Origin of the sequence: Nocardia sp. NPDC005746 (assembly GCF_040630785.1) — a bacterium.
Taxonomy (GTDB): Bacteria; Actinomycetota; Actinomycetes; order Mycobacteriales; family Mycobacteriaceae; genus Nocardia.
Genome location: NZ_JBEXYE010000001.1, coordinates 50,775 through 66,342, shown reverse-complemented (window position 1 = coordinate 66,342; position 15,568 = coordinate 50,775). Strand labels below are relative to the sequence as shown.

The following is a 15,568-nucleotide window of genomic DNA, read 5'->3' as shown; positions in this document are numbered from 1 at the left end:
TGCCCTGATGCGGTGACCGGTCCGGGCTCGCTAGCCTCGAAGACATGGGAGGTCCTGAAGCGGTTTCCGCGCTCGAGACCGGCACCGTGATCGGCGACCGGGATCTACGGGTATCTGATGTAGAACGCGAACATGTCGGACGGCTGCTGCAGCGAGCGGTCGGGCTGGGCATGCTGTCGCTGGGGGAATTCACCGAGCGCATGGACACCGCGCTCGCGGCCAAGACCCGCGGCGAACTCAACGCGGTGCTGATCGATCTGCCGGGGGTCCGGCTGGTCGGGCAGCCCGCCCCCGCCGCGCCGCATTACGTGGCGCCGCAGCCCCGATTCGTGAGTGGGCCGCCGCGTCTGCCGCAACCCATGCCCGGCAATGTGATTCGCGCGCGCATGTCGAGCGTGCATCGCAGGGGCGTCTGGCACGTGCCGCCCAGCCTCGTGCTGAACAGCATGATGGGCAGCGTGCACCTGGACTTCACCCAGGCCGTCATGTCCACCCAGGTGGTGGAGATCCACGTGAACGACACCTGCAGCTCGCTGGAACTCATCCTGCCCGCCGAGGCGACCGTGGACCTCAATGCCATCGACCTGATCGGGTCCAGCGCCAACACCAAGGTGCGCAGCGGGCCGCCGATGGGTCCGTTGCACATCATCGTGCGCGGGAGCCTGCGATTCAGCTCCGTCACCGCCAAGCACCCGTTCGGGACCAACTGGAAGCGCTTCCTCAACGGGGCGTGAACCGGTCGGCGGGAGCCGGAGCCGGACGGTAGGGTCACGCCCATGGTGGAAGGCGTCCCGGCCCCCGAGGCAGTGCATCGAACCGGCCGCGGCGAACCGCTGCTGCTGTTGCACGGCGTCCTGCTCACCTGGCAGTCCTGGGGCGGCGTGCTCGACGACCTGGCCGCGAGCCACACCGTGCTCGCCCCCACCCTGCCCGGGCACTGGGGCGGACCCGAGGCGGCGCGTCCCGCCACCGTGACCGCCCTGGTCGACCACTGCGAACGGCTGCTCGACGAATCCGGTTGGGGCACCGTCCATATCGCGGGCAACTCGCTGGGCGGCTGGATCGCCTTGGAACTCGCCGCCCGCGGCCGGGCCCGCTCCTGCACCGCCATCGCGCCCGCCGGACTGTGGCGCACCCCGGCCGCCGCGGATTCGCTGCTGCGCCGGTTCCGTGCCTTCGGGCCGCTCATCGGGCTGGGCCCCGGCCAGCAGCCGACCATGCCGTCCCTGCTGCGCAGCCTGCTGTTGCCGCTGCTCGCCTACCGGCCCGCCGCCGTGCCGAACCCGCTCGCCAAGGCCATGACCGCGGCCATCACCGAATGCGCCATCGTCGACGACCTCGCGACCGACCCCGAGCTGCCGGTGGGCTTCACCGGCCTCGCCGAGCTCGACGTCCCCACCACGATCCTGCTGCCCGAACACGACCGGGTGCTGCCGCCGCACGTCTACGCGCCCCTCACCCCCACCGCGGCCGTGCAGATCCGGCCGCTGCCGGACCTGGGCCACGTCCCCATGCTGGAAGCGCCCGACCTGATCACCGCCGAGATCACCGCGACCATCGCGCGCGCGGCCGCCCACTCCGCCTGACCGCTCGACTGCGACTCGCGTAGTAATCGCCCGGCACCCGGGTGTTTCTACTCATGTGGCAGAACCTCCAGGTCGGGAGCATTGCGGGCATGAATCCCGCCATCGATCCCCGCCTGATCGCGCGGCTGTCGACCGAATTCACCTCGCTCGGCGAGCACCTGAACATCCTCGGCCGCGACCTCGACACCCTGCACACGCAGGTTCTCGCCGAAACCATGCGCACCGCGGCACAGACCGCGACCGGTACGGGCGTTGCCGGAGCGGGCAGTTCTGAGGCCCCTTCGACCGTCTCGGTCACGGAACGGCGGACGGACCAGGGCGTTCCGGGCACACTCGATGAAGTTGCAGCTGCTGAGCAGGGCGGACCGCCGGTTCAGGGGACGGTTCCGACGGGGCAGGAGGTTCCGGCCTGGAGTGCGCCGGGGTCCGGCCCGGCCGGGGCCGCGCCCATATGGGGGCAGTCACCCGTGGGCGTGCCGGGATGGCCTGCGCAGCAGGGGGTTCCGACCCCGGGAGCGCCCGGCGCTGGTCCGGCGGCCGGGTGGGGGCAGCCGCCCTCGTCAGGTATCGGAATGCCCGGGGTGCCGGGTGCGCCGATCCCACCCGCCTCCGGTTGGATCCCGCCGTCGGGTCCGATGGGAATGCCTGGGGCGCAGCCTGTCCCAGGTCCGGTAGGCGCGGCTGGGCCGGGGTGGGCCGGTCCGGGTGCGCAGCCGCTGTCGCCGATGCCCGGGTTACCGCAGCAGCGGCGCGTGGTGGCCGGGCGGCCGGTGCGGGAGCCGTGGTGGCAGCGGGAAGGTGTGATCAGCCGGGTGCTGGCCGTGGCCGGGGTGGCGGTCACGTTGATCGGCGTGGTCATGCTGCTGGTGCTGGCGGCGCAGGCCGGGTTCTTCGGGCCGGTGCCGAGAGTTGTTGCCGGTGGACTGTTCTCGGCCGCTCTGGTGGGGGTCGGGGCGCGAGTGTTCGCCGAGCCGGGGGGCCGGGTCGGGGGAATCGCATTGGCGGCCACCGGTATCGCCGGGGGATATCTGGATGTCGTCGCCATGACCACGATGTACCGGTGGCTGGATCCCATTGTCGGGTACGTGGTGGCGTTCGGGATCGCGGCCGGGGGCGTGGCGCTCGCCATGCGGTGGAACTCCCAGGGTCTGGCCGTGCTGGTCACCGCCGGGGCGGCGGTGCTCGCGCCGTTCGTGTCGAGCGAGTTGATGCTTCTCGTCGGCTTCCTGATCGTGTTGCAGATCGCCGCCCTGCCGGTGCAGTTGGTGCGGGATTGGCCGTGGCTGCACGTGTTTCGGACGATTCCGGCGGTGCTGGTGACCCTGCTCGCGGTGGCCGGCACGGCCCTCGATGCGGGCGCGGGCCCGGACCGGTATCAGGCGCTGGCCGCCGCGATCGTCATCGCGGTGACCGGGCTGGCCGGTGCGGTGCTCGCCGGGCGGCTGCGGGCGGGTGACGTGACCGCGAGTCTGAGCTTCGGGGCGGCGACCGTTCCCATGCTGGCCGCGCCCGTGCTGTTCTCCGGGCGTACCGGGCCGACGGTGGTGGCCGGTGCGGTCGCGGCGGTGCTGCTGCTGGTCGCGGCGGTGCCGTGGGTGCCGAAACTCGGTGCTGCCGCGCGTATTCCGGGGCACCTGGCGGTGGTGTCCGCGCTGGCCGGCGCGGTCGCGCTGCTCGAGGCGTGTGTCGGCGTGACCGAGGTGCGGACGCTGCCGACGGCGCTGTTCGTGGTCGCCATGGGCTTCCTGGCGGTGGCCGGACAGCAGCGGTCGCGGTTCGCGGCGGCGCTCGGCGCGGCCTACGGCGGGCTGGGGGCGCTCGTGTTCCTGTTCCGCGCCGACCCGGCCACGCTGGCGGGGCAGGCGGAAGCCGAAGCGCACCTGGGTATTTCGACCGCGCTGTCGGCGGTGCTCCTGCTCGCGGTGCTGGCGGTCGCGGCCTGGACCGCGCGTCGTCTGGGTCTGCTCGACCGGGAGTCCGACGCCACCGTCCTGTCGGTGTCCGCCGGGATCGGCGGGCTGTACGCGGTGACCGCCCTGACCGTCTCGCTCGGCGTCGCCACCGGCAGCCGCGACGGGTTCCTCGCCGGACACGGCATCGCCACGGTGATCTGGATGGCCGCGGCCACCGCAGCCCTGCTGTTCGGTCTGCGCCGTCTCTCGCGCAGGTCGCCGCAGGCGAAGGTGGCACTGGTGGCGGGCCTGTTGCTCACCAGCGCGGCCCTGGCCAAGCTGTTCCTGTTCGACCTGGCGACCCTGGCGGGCCTGCTGCGCGCGGCGGCGTTCCTGGTGGTGGGTGTGCTGCTGCTGATGGTCGGCACCCGCTACGCGCGGGCCTTCGCCGATCTGAACGCACGCACCTAGAGCGGTGAAAAAGGAAGGCCCGGCCGAGGATTCGGCCGGGCCTCCCGCGTCGTATCGCGTCAGTCGTTGTTCTGGCGACGCAGCAGTTCGTTGACGCTCACCTGCTGCCCCTCACCACCGCGGTGCTTGGCGTCGTCCTCCTCCGGCTTGCCGGGACGACGACGGGAGGTGCGCAGATCCGACATCCACTGCTCGATGCTGCTGCGCCCGCCGCCGTCCTCGGGCTGCTCACCGGCCGCGTGATGCGCCGGATGATGTTCCGCGGGAGCGGCTTCCGGCGCGGGCTGCTCGCCCTCCGGCTGCGGCTGGTACAGCTGGGCCCGAGTGGCCGGATGCGGCGCGATCTTCGGCACGGGCGGCGGCAGCACCCGCTCCGACCCGACCGTGGAGGCGGGTGGTGTCGCCTCGGGCTGCGGCACCGGGGTGACCGGCGGTGCGGGCTGCGAGATCGACGGCACCGAACTGGCCGGCGTGACCGGGGCGGGCGGGGGCGTGAAACTCACGTCCTGGCCGTACGCCTGGCTCTCGGTGGGCGCGGCGGGCTGTTCGGGCTTGCGCTGCGGCAGACCGGGGGCGGAACCGCGTGCGGGCGAGGCGAAGTCGCCGATCGGGGTCACCGGACCGCGGGGCGCGGCGGACTCGGCGGGTCCGGCCGGGGCGACCGGCGGGACGGAACCGAGTTCGGTGGTCGGCGCTTCCGAGGCGGCCGCACTGATCACCCGGCGTGGGGCCAGCGGCGGAACCGACTCCGCGGGCGCGCCATAGCTCTCCGACGCGGTCCCGAAGGTCTCCACCGGCGGGCTGAAGGTCGCCTCGGTGCTGGGTTCGGTGATGCCGGTGGGCTTGGCGAAGGCTGGGGGCGCGGTGGTCGACGGCGTGACGCCGAAGCCGGGACGCGTGGTGGCGGACGGGAATCCGGTCCGGGGGCGCTCCGGTTCCGGCGCGGGCGCGGCGTTCTCCACCTGCTGCGCGGTGTTCTCCGGCGGCTGCGGCGTGTTGTCGGCGGGCGGCGTGGACTCGGCCGGCGTCACCGTGTCGATGCGCTGGGTCGGGGCCTCGCTGTCCACGTCGACGGTGCGGCGCGGGCGCGGCTTGCGCGGGCGCGCGGGCGTGGAACCGTCGGAGACGATCGGGATCTGCATGGTGACCGGGTCGGTGATCGGGGTGGTCTTGACCAGGTCCACCACCTCGCCGCCGCCGGGCCGCTCATCGTCGAGGATGGGCTCGCCCAGGCCGATCTTCTGCTGAACCTTCTTCATCCACTTGGGCGCCCACCAGCAGTCGTCGCCGAGCAGTTTCATGGTGGCCGGGACCAGCAGCATGCGCAGCACGGTCGCGTCGATGAACAGCGCCGACACCATGCCGTAGGCGATGTACTGCATCATCACCAGGTCGGAGAACGCGAACGCGCCCGTGACGACCAGCAGGATGAGCGCGGCCGCGGTGATGATGCGGCCGGTCTGCGCGGTGCCCGCGCGCACCGCCTCGGTGGTGCTCGCGCCTTGCGTGCGCGACTCCACCATGCGGGAGAGCAGGAACACCTCGTAGTCGATGGACAGGCCGTAGACCACGGAGATGATCAGCACCAGCACCGGCGACATGATCGGCTGCGGCGTGAAGTTCAACAGACCCGCGCCGTGACCGTCGATGAAGATCCAGGTCAGGATGCCGAGCGTGGACCCCAGGCCGAGCGCGCTCATCAGCGCCGCCTTGATGGGCAGCACCAGCGAGCCGAAGGTGAGGAACATCAGGATGGTGGTCACCAGCACCACCAGCGCGATCATCAACGGCATGCGGTCCAGCAGCGCGCTGATCGAATCCTGTTCGATGGCGGGCTGGCCGGTGACCATCAGGTCGACGCCCTCGGGCACCTCCATGGCGCGCAGCACCTCGATGGCGGCGGCCTTGTCCGCGCCCTTCTCCAGGCGGCCTTCCGAGACCCACACGTTGGAGCCGTTCGGCGGCTTCGACGGGATCTGGAACTTGCCGTTGGACAGCAGGCCGGGCGTATCCGCGTTGGCCGCGCTGATGAGCGGTCCGACACTGCGCGAGTCGTCGGTGATGATGACCAGCTGCAGCGGATCGGACTTGCGCATCGGGAACACTTCGTCGAAGTGCTGCTGCGCCAGACGGGTCGAATTGTCCGGCGGGAGATAGGTTTCCGAGATGCCGCCGAACTGCAGGTTCTTCACCGGGATGATGAGCAGCAGCAGGCCGATGGTGATCGGGATGGCGACCTTCAGCGGGTGCTTCATGACCCACGCGGTCATCCGGCCCCAGAAGCCGTTCTCGATCTGCTCGGTGGTCTTCTCCTTGCGGAAACGCTTGAGGCCCAGGGCATCCACGCGCGGCCCGAGAATGGACAACAGCGCCGGCAGGACGGTGATCGCGGAGATCGCGGCCAGTGCGACGGTCGCGATGGTGCCGTAGGCCACGGACTTCAGGAAGCCCTGCGGGAACAGCAGCATGCCGGCGCTGGCGGCGATGATCATGGTCGCCGAGAAGATGACCGTGCGGCCGGCGGTCTGCACCGTGCGCCGCACCGCCGATTTGGTGTCGTAGCCGTCGGCCACTTCCTCCCGGAAGCGGCTGACTATGAACAGGCCGTAGTCGATGGCCAGGCCCAGGCCGATCATCGAAACCACCGGGGAGACGAACGAATTCACCTCGGTGAACTTCGTGATCCCCATGACGATGCCGTTCGCGCCGAGCACGGTGAGGCCACCGATGATCAGCGGCAGCGCGGCCGCGACGACGCCGCCGAAGATGAAGAACAGCAGGACGGCGACCACCGGAATCGCGATGATCTCCATGCGCTTCTGGTCCTGCGCCATGGTGTCGTTCAGGGTGCCCGCGATCGGCTGCATACCGCCGACCTCGACCGTCACGCCCGGAACGTCGAAGGCGTTCTTGACATTCCGGTAGTTGCGCATGATCTCGGTGTCGTTGTCGCCCTTGATGGCGACGGTCGCGAACGCATGCTTGCGATCCGGGCTCGCGGCCTGCGCCAGCTGCTGACCGGTCTCGGTCCGCCACGGAGACGCGTTGACCTGCGTGATCTCCGGATGCTGCTTGGGCAGGTTGTTCAGGGACTCGATGACCTTCTGATTCCAGGCCGGGTCATCGATGGTCCCGCCGTCGGGCGCGGTGTACAGCAGCACCACATCGCTGTTGTGGTCGCGGTTGTACACCTTGTCCTTGAGCTGCGCGGCCGCGGTCGACTCCGAGGTCGGGTCGTCCCATCCGCTGGAGCTGAGATGGTCCTCCAGCCCGAACCCGAACGCTCCCAATGAGAGCAGTGCGGCGACGACCACACCCAGGACGGTGTAGCGCAGCTTGTAGACCAGGTCGCCCCAGCGGGTGAACACTAAGCGACTCCTTGAGCGGGGCGGGAGGTGAGCAGGGCCGACAGCGGCCGGAACGGCTGCAGCCACGCACCCTCGTCGGGCAGCGAGTCGAGGCTGACCCTGGGCAGCGGTTCACGGAACACGCCCGGGATGTCCTCGAGGTCGATGAATTCGAGAATATCCGACGTGACGGCCCAACTCGCGTGCTCGCGGAAACCCAGCACCTGAACAGGCACGCCGGAAGCGGCGATCTCCTCGAGGGGCGCGCGGAACGCCTGCCCGTCGGCGGAGGCCACCATGATCCCGGCCAGTCCGGCGCCGCGGCGGCGTAGCTCGATGTGGCCGAGCATGTCGCTGTCCACGTCGGAGTCTTCGTCGATCTTGGGTTTGGCGAAGACGGCGTAGCCGACATTGCGCAGCGCCTCGACCCAGGGTCGCACCACATCGGCGGTGCCGGGGGCGATATTGGTGAAGACGGTGGCCTCGGGCTCCACCCGGCTGGTGCTGCCCACCGACAGTTCGGCGGTGCGGGCCAGCAGCCAGCGGCCCAGCGCGTCGAAGCGCGGGCGGTAGGCGGCGGTGGGGCGGCCGCCGAGGATGGCGCCCAGGCCCATATCGAGATTCGGTGCATCCCAGACCAACAGCACGCGGCGTACGTCGGTGGCGGTGCCGCCAATGGCTACGGCTGCGTTGCCGTGGAGCCCGGTGGTGCCCTGTAGTCCGGTCGAGTCGCCGCCGTGCATTATTCCGGCAACTTCCGCGACCTCCGGGGTCATCTCACTGACGCTCATGATTCGATCTTCCCCCAGATGAACTCGGTGATGGCGCTACCCGCGCGGAGTCCTTTGTTTTCGAACTTGGTAATCGGACGTTCGAAACCAATCGGTGCCTTGTTTCGATACGCGTCAGGGTCCCCACCGGTGGGCTCGTTCATGCCGATGAGCTGGGGTTCCGCATTGCCGTACAGGCCGATCCACTCCGCGTAGTCCGCGTGGTCGGTCGCGACGTGCAACACGCCGCCCGGAATCAGCCGACTTGCGATGAGTGCGAAGGTTTCCGGCTGCAACAGCCGCCGCTTGTGATGGCGGGCCTTGGGCCACGGGTCCGGAAAGAACACGCGCACGCCCGTCAGCGATTCGGGAGCAATCATATTTTCCAGGACATCCACGGCATCGCCGCGCAGCAGTCGGAGATTGTCGATCCCCTCCCGCTCCACCCGCTGCACCAGCTGCGCCAGACCCGGCTTGTAGACCTCGATGCCGATCAGGTTGAACTCCGGCTCGGCCTGCGCCATGGCCGCGGTGGCCGTGCCAGTGCCGCAGCCGATCTCGATGATCAGCGGGGCCGAACGGCCGAACCAGGCGTCGGCGTCCAGCTTTTCGTCGGACACGTCCTTGCCGATCACCGGCCACACCCGATCCCAGGCATCCTGGCGGGTGGGCGACACCGCGCCGCGGCGGGCGCGGAAGCTGGTGACCCGGGGATAGAGCCGGTTGCCGCCGACGGGGCGCTCGCGGCCGGCGGTCTGCTCCGACTCGGCGGCGGGGTTCTCCGAGTGACCGGGGTCACCGGCGGGGTCGGCGGACCGCGGCCCGGGAGCTGGCTCGGCAGAGGGGTTCGCGGCGTCGTTCACGGCGTCCATTGTCCAGTATTCGATCCTTGGCGCAGCAATCGACCACGGGTTCCGACGGCCAAGATCAATCCGGCTGCCAGGCCGGACGCCACACCGGACACGCCGACGCGACCACGCGCGATGACGACCGCACGGTGACTCACCTTGCGGTAGTTGCCATTTCCACCACCTGTCGCGGGGTGCTCCCGAGCCCGCGTCCCCGACCGCGCGGTCTTGATTGTGAGTTCCGTGAGAGTTTTCCGCCCCCACCTCCGCATCCGCCCGCTACGCTGCCCGCGTGCCGCCCCGGCGAACGCCGCGCATCCAGGTCACCGGCCGCGCCCGCGCCGGGAAAACCACGCTCTGCCGCGCCTTGTCCCTGCTCACCGCCGAGGAAACCGGCCCGCTCGACCGCCCCGGCCGCCCGAACCCCACCCTCGACGCCGACCTTCTCCTCTATGTCCTGCCCGGTCTGGCCGACGCCGCCGACCGGCGCATCCTCGCCACCCTCCCGACGGACCGGACCCTCGTCGCGCTGAACAAGGCCGACGCCATCGGTGTCCGCTGGTCCGACGCCGCCACCACCGCGGAGGCGCTCACCGCCGACCTCGGTCGTCCGGTCTTCCCCGTGGTCGCGGCATTGGCCGCGCGCACCCGTGCGGGCACGCTCGACGACGCCGACCTGACCGCCCTGCGCCGCCACCGCGACCGCCCGGACCCGCCCTTGGCCCTCTCCCACGACCTCTTCCTCACCCCGGGCCTCGCCCCCGACTTCGAAGCCCGGCGCGCCCTCCTCGACCGCTGGGACCTCTTCGGCGTCTCCTGCGCCCTGACCGCCTTGCGTCACGATCCCGGGCTCCCCGCCCAGCGACTGCTCCAGATCCTGCACTGCGCCAGCGGAATCGACCGCCTCCACCGCGAAATCCACCGCCGCTACGAAGCCGTCGCCGCGGGCATCCGGGACTGATCCGCCGGCCACCGAGCCGAACCCACCGCCGGAAACGAATCAGCGGTGGTGATGCCCGCACACCGCTCCGCCGACCCCTCGCTTCCTGAGCGGAAGCCGGCGCCCGCGCGTCCCGATTCCGTCGCGCCGGAGCCGGAATCCATTGCGGCGCACACCGACATCCAGCTCACGGGTGCGGACCAGTCGGCAGCCAGGGTCGGCAGCCTCGCATTGCCGCCACCGGTTCGCGTTTCCACGAACCCGGATCAGGGGGCGGCCACGACTCGGACCGCTCCACGGGCGGACCCCGCTCCCGGTGGCCGGCTCGACCTGCCTCCGCTGGACCGGACGGCCCCCGCCGACCAGCCGGGCTCCGAAACTTCCTGCTCGCCGCCCGGTCCGGATCCCGCGGACACCCGCGAGCGGGTGGACGACTCGGCCGAGGCGAGCGGGTCGGTGGCGGCCCCGCCGACCACGGCCGCGGCAGCGGTGTTGCCGGAGGCCGTGGAAGCCGTTGTCATGCGGTGGAATCCGCACGGGCTGGCCTTGCTGCGCGGGATGGCGACGCCGCCGCGGGAGTCCGAAGTGGTCGCGCTCATCGGCGGTGACGAATCACACGCGGCGGCATTGCGGGTGGAACTGGCCCGGTATCGGCCGCGCGTCGACCTCACCGTTGTCGGCGCGGCGGGCGATGGCGGCCGCGGGCCGGAGGCCGGACCGCACCCGGTGGCGCTGGTCGTGCTCGATGCCGGTGCCCTGATCGGTGCGGAGCTGATCGGGAGAGTGCGAGGGTTGCGGGCCGACGGGACGCGGATCGTGTTCGCGCTCGACGGTATTCACGCGCATCGGGAGTGGCGGGAGGTGCGGAAGCTGGATGTGGAGCTGCTGGCCGAGGCGGGCGGCGGCGGGGAGGAGATCGTGCCGGTGTCGGCGCGGATGGCGGCGGTGGGGCGCGCGGCGGGGGACGCGGCGCTGGTGGATCGGTCGGGGTTGGGGTTGTTGCACGCGCGGTTGGTGGCGGCGGCCGGGGCGGGCGCGGTCGGGGATCAGGTGGCGATCGTGCGCGAGCGGGTGCTGGAGGAGACGCGGCGCCGGATTCGGGGGCAGTTGGGGAAGGTGCGGGACGGTGGGGACGTGGCGGGGTTGCGGGAGGAGCGGGCGCGGTTGCTGGCGGTGGGGGACGGGGGTCGCGGGGCGGCGATGAGCGTGGTGCGGAATCGGGCGCAGTTGGCTCGGGTGGAGCTGTTGCACGAGGTCGGGGCGCGGATTCGGGGGCTGCACGGCGAGTTGCGCGATGAGATCGACGGGTTGGCGCGGAATGCGCTCGCCGAATTTCCGCGGCGCGTCGGCGAATGTGTGGAAAAACTCACACAGGAGATGGATCGGTCGATTCGGTCCCGGATCGGCGAATTGTGCCGTCAGGTCGAGGAATCCGTCGCGGAGGAATGGCATATATCTTTTCCCGCCCCTGCGGACCGGGTGTCGCGCGCCGCGTCGACGCCGGGACCGCGGCTGCGGGGCGTGGAAGACCACCTGGTGCTGGTGCTGGGGGCCTCGGCGGGGTTCGGGCTGGGGCGGCTGCTGGTGACGCCGCTGGCCCTGTTGCAGGCCTTCGACTACGCGATCATGCCGATCAGTCTGGTCCTGGGTGCCGCGGGCGCGGGCTGGGTGGTGCGCGCCCGCCGACGCCTCGCCGAGGGCGCTCACCTGCGGCAATGGGTCGCCGAAGCACTGGTCGACGCCCGCGCGGGACTGGAACAGCGGGTCGCCACCGCCCTGGTGGACGCCGAGGAACGGCTCACCGACGAGGTGCTCGGCAGCGCCGCCGCCCGCATGGTCGAAACCGATTTGCGGGTTGGTGAATTGGAGGCGCAATTGCGGCACGCGGCGCAGCGGCGACCCGCGCTCGTGCAGGCATGCGAACGTGACCTGGTCGCACTCGAATTCGTATAGCGGCTGGTCGGAGGTTTCGACCCGGTACCGACTGGACAACCCGATTCCGTACAGCGCGATATATGGCGTTAACCTCTATGGCAGGAACCAGGGCATCCGCCGAGTTCCTGTACGTGCGTCCAGCCGGTATGGGCACGCGTGCGGGACCGACGGGAGCCTTGCCGCAATTGGTGGCACTCGGTGTCGCGAGCCGCGCTCCTCGGCTCGATGTTCATCGGGGCCGCCCATCTCAGGAGAGTTTTCATGACCTCAGCGACCATTCCTGGTCTTCACGATGGCACCGCGCCCACCGAGCACAAGGAACTGCTTGCCTGGGTACAGGAGGTCGCAGAACTCACCCAGCCCGACCGCGTGGTCTGGTCGGATGGGTCCGAAGAGGAAGCGGCCCGTCTCTCCGAGCAGCTGGTCGCCGCCGGCACCTTCAAGAAGCTGAACGAGTCGAAGAAGCCCAACTCGTACCTGGCGCTCTCCGACCCCTCCGATGTGGCCCGCGTCGAATCGCGCACCTACATCTGCTCCAAGAACGAGGCCGACGCCGGTCCGACCAACAACTGGGTCGACCCGGCCGAGATGCGCGCCACCATGACCGAGCTGTACCGCGGCTCCATGAAGGGCCGCACCATGTACGTGGTGCCCTTCTGCATGGGCCCGCTCGGCGCCGAGGACCCCAAGCTGGGCGTCGAGATCACCGACTCCGAGTACGTCGTGGTCTCCATGCGCGTGATGACCCGCGCCGGCCAGGCCGCCCTCGAGAAGCTGGGCACCGACCGCCCCTTCGTGAAGGCCCTGCACTCCGTCGGCGCGCCGCTCGCCGAGGGCCAGGCCGACGTGCCGTGGCCGTGCAACGACACCAAGTACATCACCCACTTCCCCGAGGACCGCGAGATCTGGTCCTACGGTTCGGGTTACGGCGGCAACGCGCTGCTGGGCAAGAAGTGCTACTCGCTGCGCATCGCCTCGGCCATGGCGCACGACGAGGGCTGGCTGGCCGAGCACATGCTGATCCTCAAGCTGATCTCGCCCGAGAACAAGGCCTACTACATCGCCGCGGCGTTCCCGTCGGCCTGTGGCAAGACCAACCTCGCCATGATCCAGCCGACCATCCCGGGCTGGCGCGCCGAGACCCTCGGTGACGACATCGCGTGGATGCGCTTCGGCGCGGACGGCCGACTATATGCCGTCAACCCGGAGTTCGGCTTCTTCGGTGTCGCCCCCGGCACCAACCGCAGCTCGAACCCGAACGCCATGGCCACCATGGAGGCCGGCAACACCGTCTACACCAACGTCGCCCTCACCGACGACAACGACGTGTGGTGGGAGGGCCTCGAGGGCACTCCGGACCACCTCGTCGACTGGAAGGGCAACGACTGGTACGAGCGCGAGTCGGAAACCCTCGCCGCGCACCCGAACTCGCGCTACTGCACCCCGATGTCGCAGTGCCCGACCCTGGCCCCCGAGTGGGACGACCCGCAGGGCGTGCCGATCTCGGCCATCCTGTTCGGCGGTCGCCGCAAGACCACCATCCCGCTGGTGACCGAGTCCTTCGACTGGCAGCACGGCGTGTTCATGGGCTCGACCGTGGGCTCCGAGCAGACCGCCGCCGCCGAGGGCAAGGTCGGCACCGTCCGCCGCGACCCGATGGCCATGCTGCCGTTCATGGGCTACCACGTGGGTGACTACCTGAACCACTGGATCACCCTCGGCAAGAACGCCGACGCCCAGGCGCTGCCGAAGATCTTCTACGTCAACTGGTTCCGCCGTGGCGACGACGGCCGCTTCCTGTGGCCCGGATTCGGTGAGAACTCCCGTGTGCTGGAGTGGATCGTCGGCCGCATCGAGGGCCGCTCCGAGGCCATCGCCACCCCGATCGGCAATGTGCCGGTCGCGGCGAACCTCGACCTCGAGGGCCTCGACGTGACCGCCGCCGACGTCGACGAGGCCCTCGCGGTCAACGTCGAGGAGTGGCGGAACGAGCTGCCCTCGATCGAGGAGTGGTTCCAGTTCATCGGTGACAAGCTGCCTTCGGGCCTGCGCGACGAGTTCGAGGCGCTCAAGCAGCGCTTGGCGTGACAGCCGGTCGTGGGGGCTCCGCCCCCCACACCCACACCATGGGGCGGGGATCTCACCTCCCACGCCCCCGATAAGCGAAAACGGCTCGCCCGCACGGATTGTGCGGGCGAGCCGTTTCTTGTTCGGCTGGTTACGCGCCGTACCCCATGGGCAGGAGCAGGGACTTGGTCTCGCAATAGGCGTCGAGGCCCTCGGGGCCGTTCTCGCGGCCGATGCCGGAGGTCTTGTAGCCGCCGAAGGGCGCGCACGCGTCGAAGGCGTACCAGTTGATGGCGTAGGTGCCGGTGCGGACCTTCGCGGCGACGGTCGCGCCGTGCTCGACGTCGGCGGTCCACACCGAACCGGCGAGGCCGTAGTCGCTGTCGTTGGCGATCGCGATGGCCTCCTCCTCGGTGTCGTACGGGAGGACCGACAGGACCGGGCCGAAGATCTCCTCGCGGGCGATGGTCATGGCGTTGTCCACGTCGGCGAAGACGGTGGGCTGGACGTACCAGCCGGGCAGGTCGTCGGGGCGGCCGCCGCCGCGGATCAGGCGCGCGCCCTCGTCCTTGCCCTTGGCGATGTAGCCCTCGACGCGTTCGCGCTGCGCCTTCGAGATGAGCGGGCCGAGCTGGGCGGCCGGATCGTCGGGCAGGCCCAGCGGGAACAGGTCCACCGATGCGGTGAGGGCCTCGAGGATCTCGTCGTAGCGGCCGCGGGGGGCGAGGATGCGGGTCTGGGCCACGCAGGCCTGGCCGCTGTTCATCAGGCCGGAGAAGGCCAGCTTCGGCATGTCCTCGATGTTCATGTCGGGCAGCAGGATGGCGGCCGACTTGCCGCCGAGTTCCAGCGAACACCGCTTGAGCTGGCTGCCCGCGATGCTCGCGATCTTGCGGCCGACGGCGGAGCTGCCGGTGAAGGTCACCTTGTCGACGCCGGGGTGCGAGACCAGGTACTCGGAGGCGTCGGCCTCGGCGGGCAGCACCGAGAGCACGCCCTCGGGCAGTCCGGCCTCGGCGAAGATGTCGGCCAGCAGGTTGGCGGCCAGCGGGGTCAGCGGCGCGGGCTTGAGGACCACGCTGCACCCGGCGAGCAGGGCGGGGGCGAGCTTGTTGATGGCCAGGAAGATGGGCACGTTCCAGGCGATGACGGCGGCGACCACGCCGACCGGTTCGCGCGAGACGCGGGTGGTGCCGAACAGGCCGGTGCGGGTCTCGGTCCAGGGGAAGGACTTCCCGAGGCCGGCGTAGTAGTCGAGGGTGGCGCGGCCGGAGACGTAGTTGAGGGTGCTGGCGGCCATCGGCGGCGCACCGGTCTCGGCGGAGAGCGCGTTGGCGATGTCCCCGGACTTCTGGTCCAGCAGCGCGACGGCGCGGGAGAGCAGGGCGGCGCGTTCCTCCGGCGGGGTGGCGGGCCAGGGTCCGCTGTCGAAGGCCCGGCGGGCGGCGGCGACCGCGGCGTCCACGTCGGCGCGGGTGACGACAGGCACGCTGCCGACGGTTTCCAAGGTTGCGGGCGAGACGACGGGCAGGGTGTCGGGGCCGGCCGGCGCGGTCCAGCGGCCACCGATGAACAGACTCTGGTACTCCATGAGAACACGTTACAGTTTTGCGCCCTGACTTGTCCGCGTCCCGGTGGGCAATCGTCCCGCTGGCCGGGATTTTCTTTGAAATTGGACCCCTCAGTTTCTAAGCACCCTTGTTACCGGCGAG

General features: G+C 70.4%; 10 protein-coding genes. 6 read left to right on the top strand and 4 right to left on the bottom strand.

What is annotated here, in order from left to right; genetic code table 11:
* The first annotated feature begins 89 nt into the window (after positions 1–89).
* The 3 genes from ABZ412_RS00275 to ABZ412_RS00265 all read left to right on the top strand — a co-directional run bounded on the left by ABZ412_RS00275 (position 90) and on the right by ABZ412_RS00265 (position 3,949).
* Positions 90–734 (top strand): DUF1707 domain-containing protein, encoded by a 645-nt coding sequence (locus ABZ412_RS00275; RefSeq protein ID WP_357275863.1) that lies wholly within the window; start codon positions 90–92, stop codon positions 732–734.
* 42 nt (positions 735–776) lie between these two features.
* Positions 777–1,586 carry an alpha/beta fold hydrolase gene (locus tag ABZ412_RS00270; RefSeq protein WP_357274532.1) on the top strand — a complete coding sequence of 270 codons (810 nt, stop codon included), beginning with the start codon at positions 777–779 and terminating at the stop codon, positions 1,584–1,586.
* 725 nt (positions 1,587–2,311) lie between these two features.
* Complete coding sequence (locus tag ABZ412_RS00265) at positions 2,312–3,949, top strand: DUF2339 domain-containing protein (protein WP_357274530.1); 1,638 nt, start codon at positions 2,312–2,314, stop codon at positions 3,947–3,949.
* Positions 3,950–4,008: 59 nt separating this feature from the next.
* Here ABZ412_RS00265 and ABZ412_RS00260 read toward each other — a convergent pair whose 3' ends face one another.
* The 3 genes from ABZ412_RS00260 to trmB are packed head-to-tail and all read right to left on the bottom strand — an operon-like array spanning position 4,009 to position 8,938.
* Positions 4,009–7,317, bottom strand: a complete 3,309-nt coding sequence (locus ABZ412_RS00260; RefSeq protein ID WP_357274528.1) for an MMPL family transporter — start codon at positions 7,315–7,317, stop codon at positions 4,009–4,011.
* Positions 7,317–8,087 carry an NYN domain-containing protein gene (locus ABZ412_RS00255; RefSeq protein WP_357274526.1) on the bottom strand — a complete coding sequence of 257 codons (771 nt, stop codon included), beginning with the start codon at positions 8,085–8,087 and terminating at the stop codon, positions 7,317–7,319. Before ABZ412_RS00255 ends, ABZ412_RS00260 begins: the two co-directional genes overlap by 1 nt.
* Complete coding sequence (trmB, locus tag ABZ412_RS00250; protein ID WP_357275861.1) at positions 8,084–8,938, bottom strand: tRNA (guanosine(46)-N7)-methyltransferase TrmB; 855 nt, start codon at positions 8,936–8,938, stop codon at positions 8,084–8,086. Before trmB ends, ABZ412_RS00255 begins: the two co-directional genes overlap by 4 nt.
* Positions 8,939–9,206: 268 nt before the next feature.
* Here trmB and ABZ412_RS00245 point away from each other — a divergent pair, with 268 nt between their 5' ends.
* The 3 genes from ABZ412_RS00245 (at position 9,207) to ABZ412_RS00235 (ending at position 13,877) form a co-directional block, all read left to right on the top strand.
* Positions 9,207–9,875 carry a GTPase domain-containing protein gene (locus ABZ412_RS00245; RefSeq protein WP_357274524.1) on the top strand — a complete coding sequence of 223 codons (669 nt, stop codon included), beginning with the start codon at positions 9,207–9,209 and terminating at the stop codon, positions 9,873–9,875.
* A gap of 405 nt (positions 9,876–10,280) precedes the next feature.
* Positions 10,281–11,807 (top strand): hypothetical protein, encoded by a 1,527-nt coding sequence (locus ABZ412_RS00240; RefSeq protein WP_357274522.1) that lies wholly within the window; start codon positions 10,281–10,283, stop codon positions 11,805–11,807.
* Positions 11,808–12,050: 243 nt separating this feature from the next.
* Positions 12,051–13,877: a phosphoenolpyruvate carboxykinase (GTP) gene (locus ABZ412_RS00235; RefSeq protein WP_357274520.1), complete on the top strand. Its 1,827-nt coding sequence runs from the start codon at positions 12,051–12,053 to the stop codon at positions 13,875–13,877.
* A 130-nt stretch (positions 13,878–14,007) separates the two neighbouring features.
* Here ABZ412_RS00235 and ABZ412_RS00230 read toward each other — a convergent pair whose 3' ends face one another.
* Positions 14,008–15,447: an aldehyde dehydrogenase gene (locus ABZ412_RS00230; RefSeq protein ID WP_357274518.1), complete on the bottom strand. Its 1,440-nt coding sequence runs from the start codon at positions 15,445–15,447 to the stop codon at positions 14,008–14,010.
* Between the last annotated feature and the right edge of the window lie 121 nt (positions 15,448–15,568).

Excerpts from the sequence above, each read along its gene's own strand:
- ABZ412_RS00230 (WP_357274518.1), bottom strand. The coding sequence starts at position 15,447 with ATGGAGTACCAGAGTCTGTTCATCGGTGGCCGCTGGACCGCGCCGGCC.
- ABZ412_RS00235 (WP_357274520.1), top strand. The coding sequence starts at position 12,051 with ATGACCTCAGCGACCATTCCTGGTCTTCACGATGGCACCGCGCCCACC.
- trmB (WP_357275861.1), bottom strand. The coding sequence starts at position 8,938 with ATGGACGCCGTGAACGACGCCGCGAACCCCTCTGCCGAGCCAGCTCCC.
- ABZ412_RS00265 (WP_357274530.1), top strand. The coding sequence starts at position 2,312 with ATGCCCGGGTTACCGCAGCAGCGGCGCGTGGTGGCCGGGCGGCCGGTG.
- ABZ412_RS00255 (WP_357274526.1), bottom strand. The coding sequence starts at position 8,087 with ATGAGCGTCAGTGAGATGACCCCGGAGGTCGCGGAAGTTGCCGGAATA.
- ABZ412_RS00270 (WP_357274532.1), top strand. The coding sequence starts at position 777 with ATGGTGGAAGGCGTCCCGGCCCCCGAGGCAGTGCATCGAACCGGCCGC.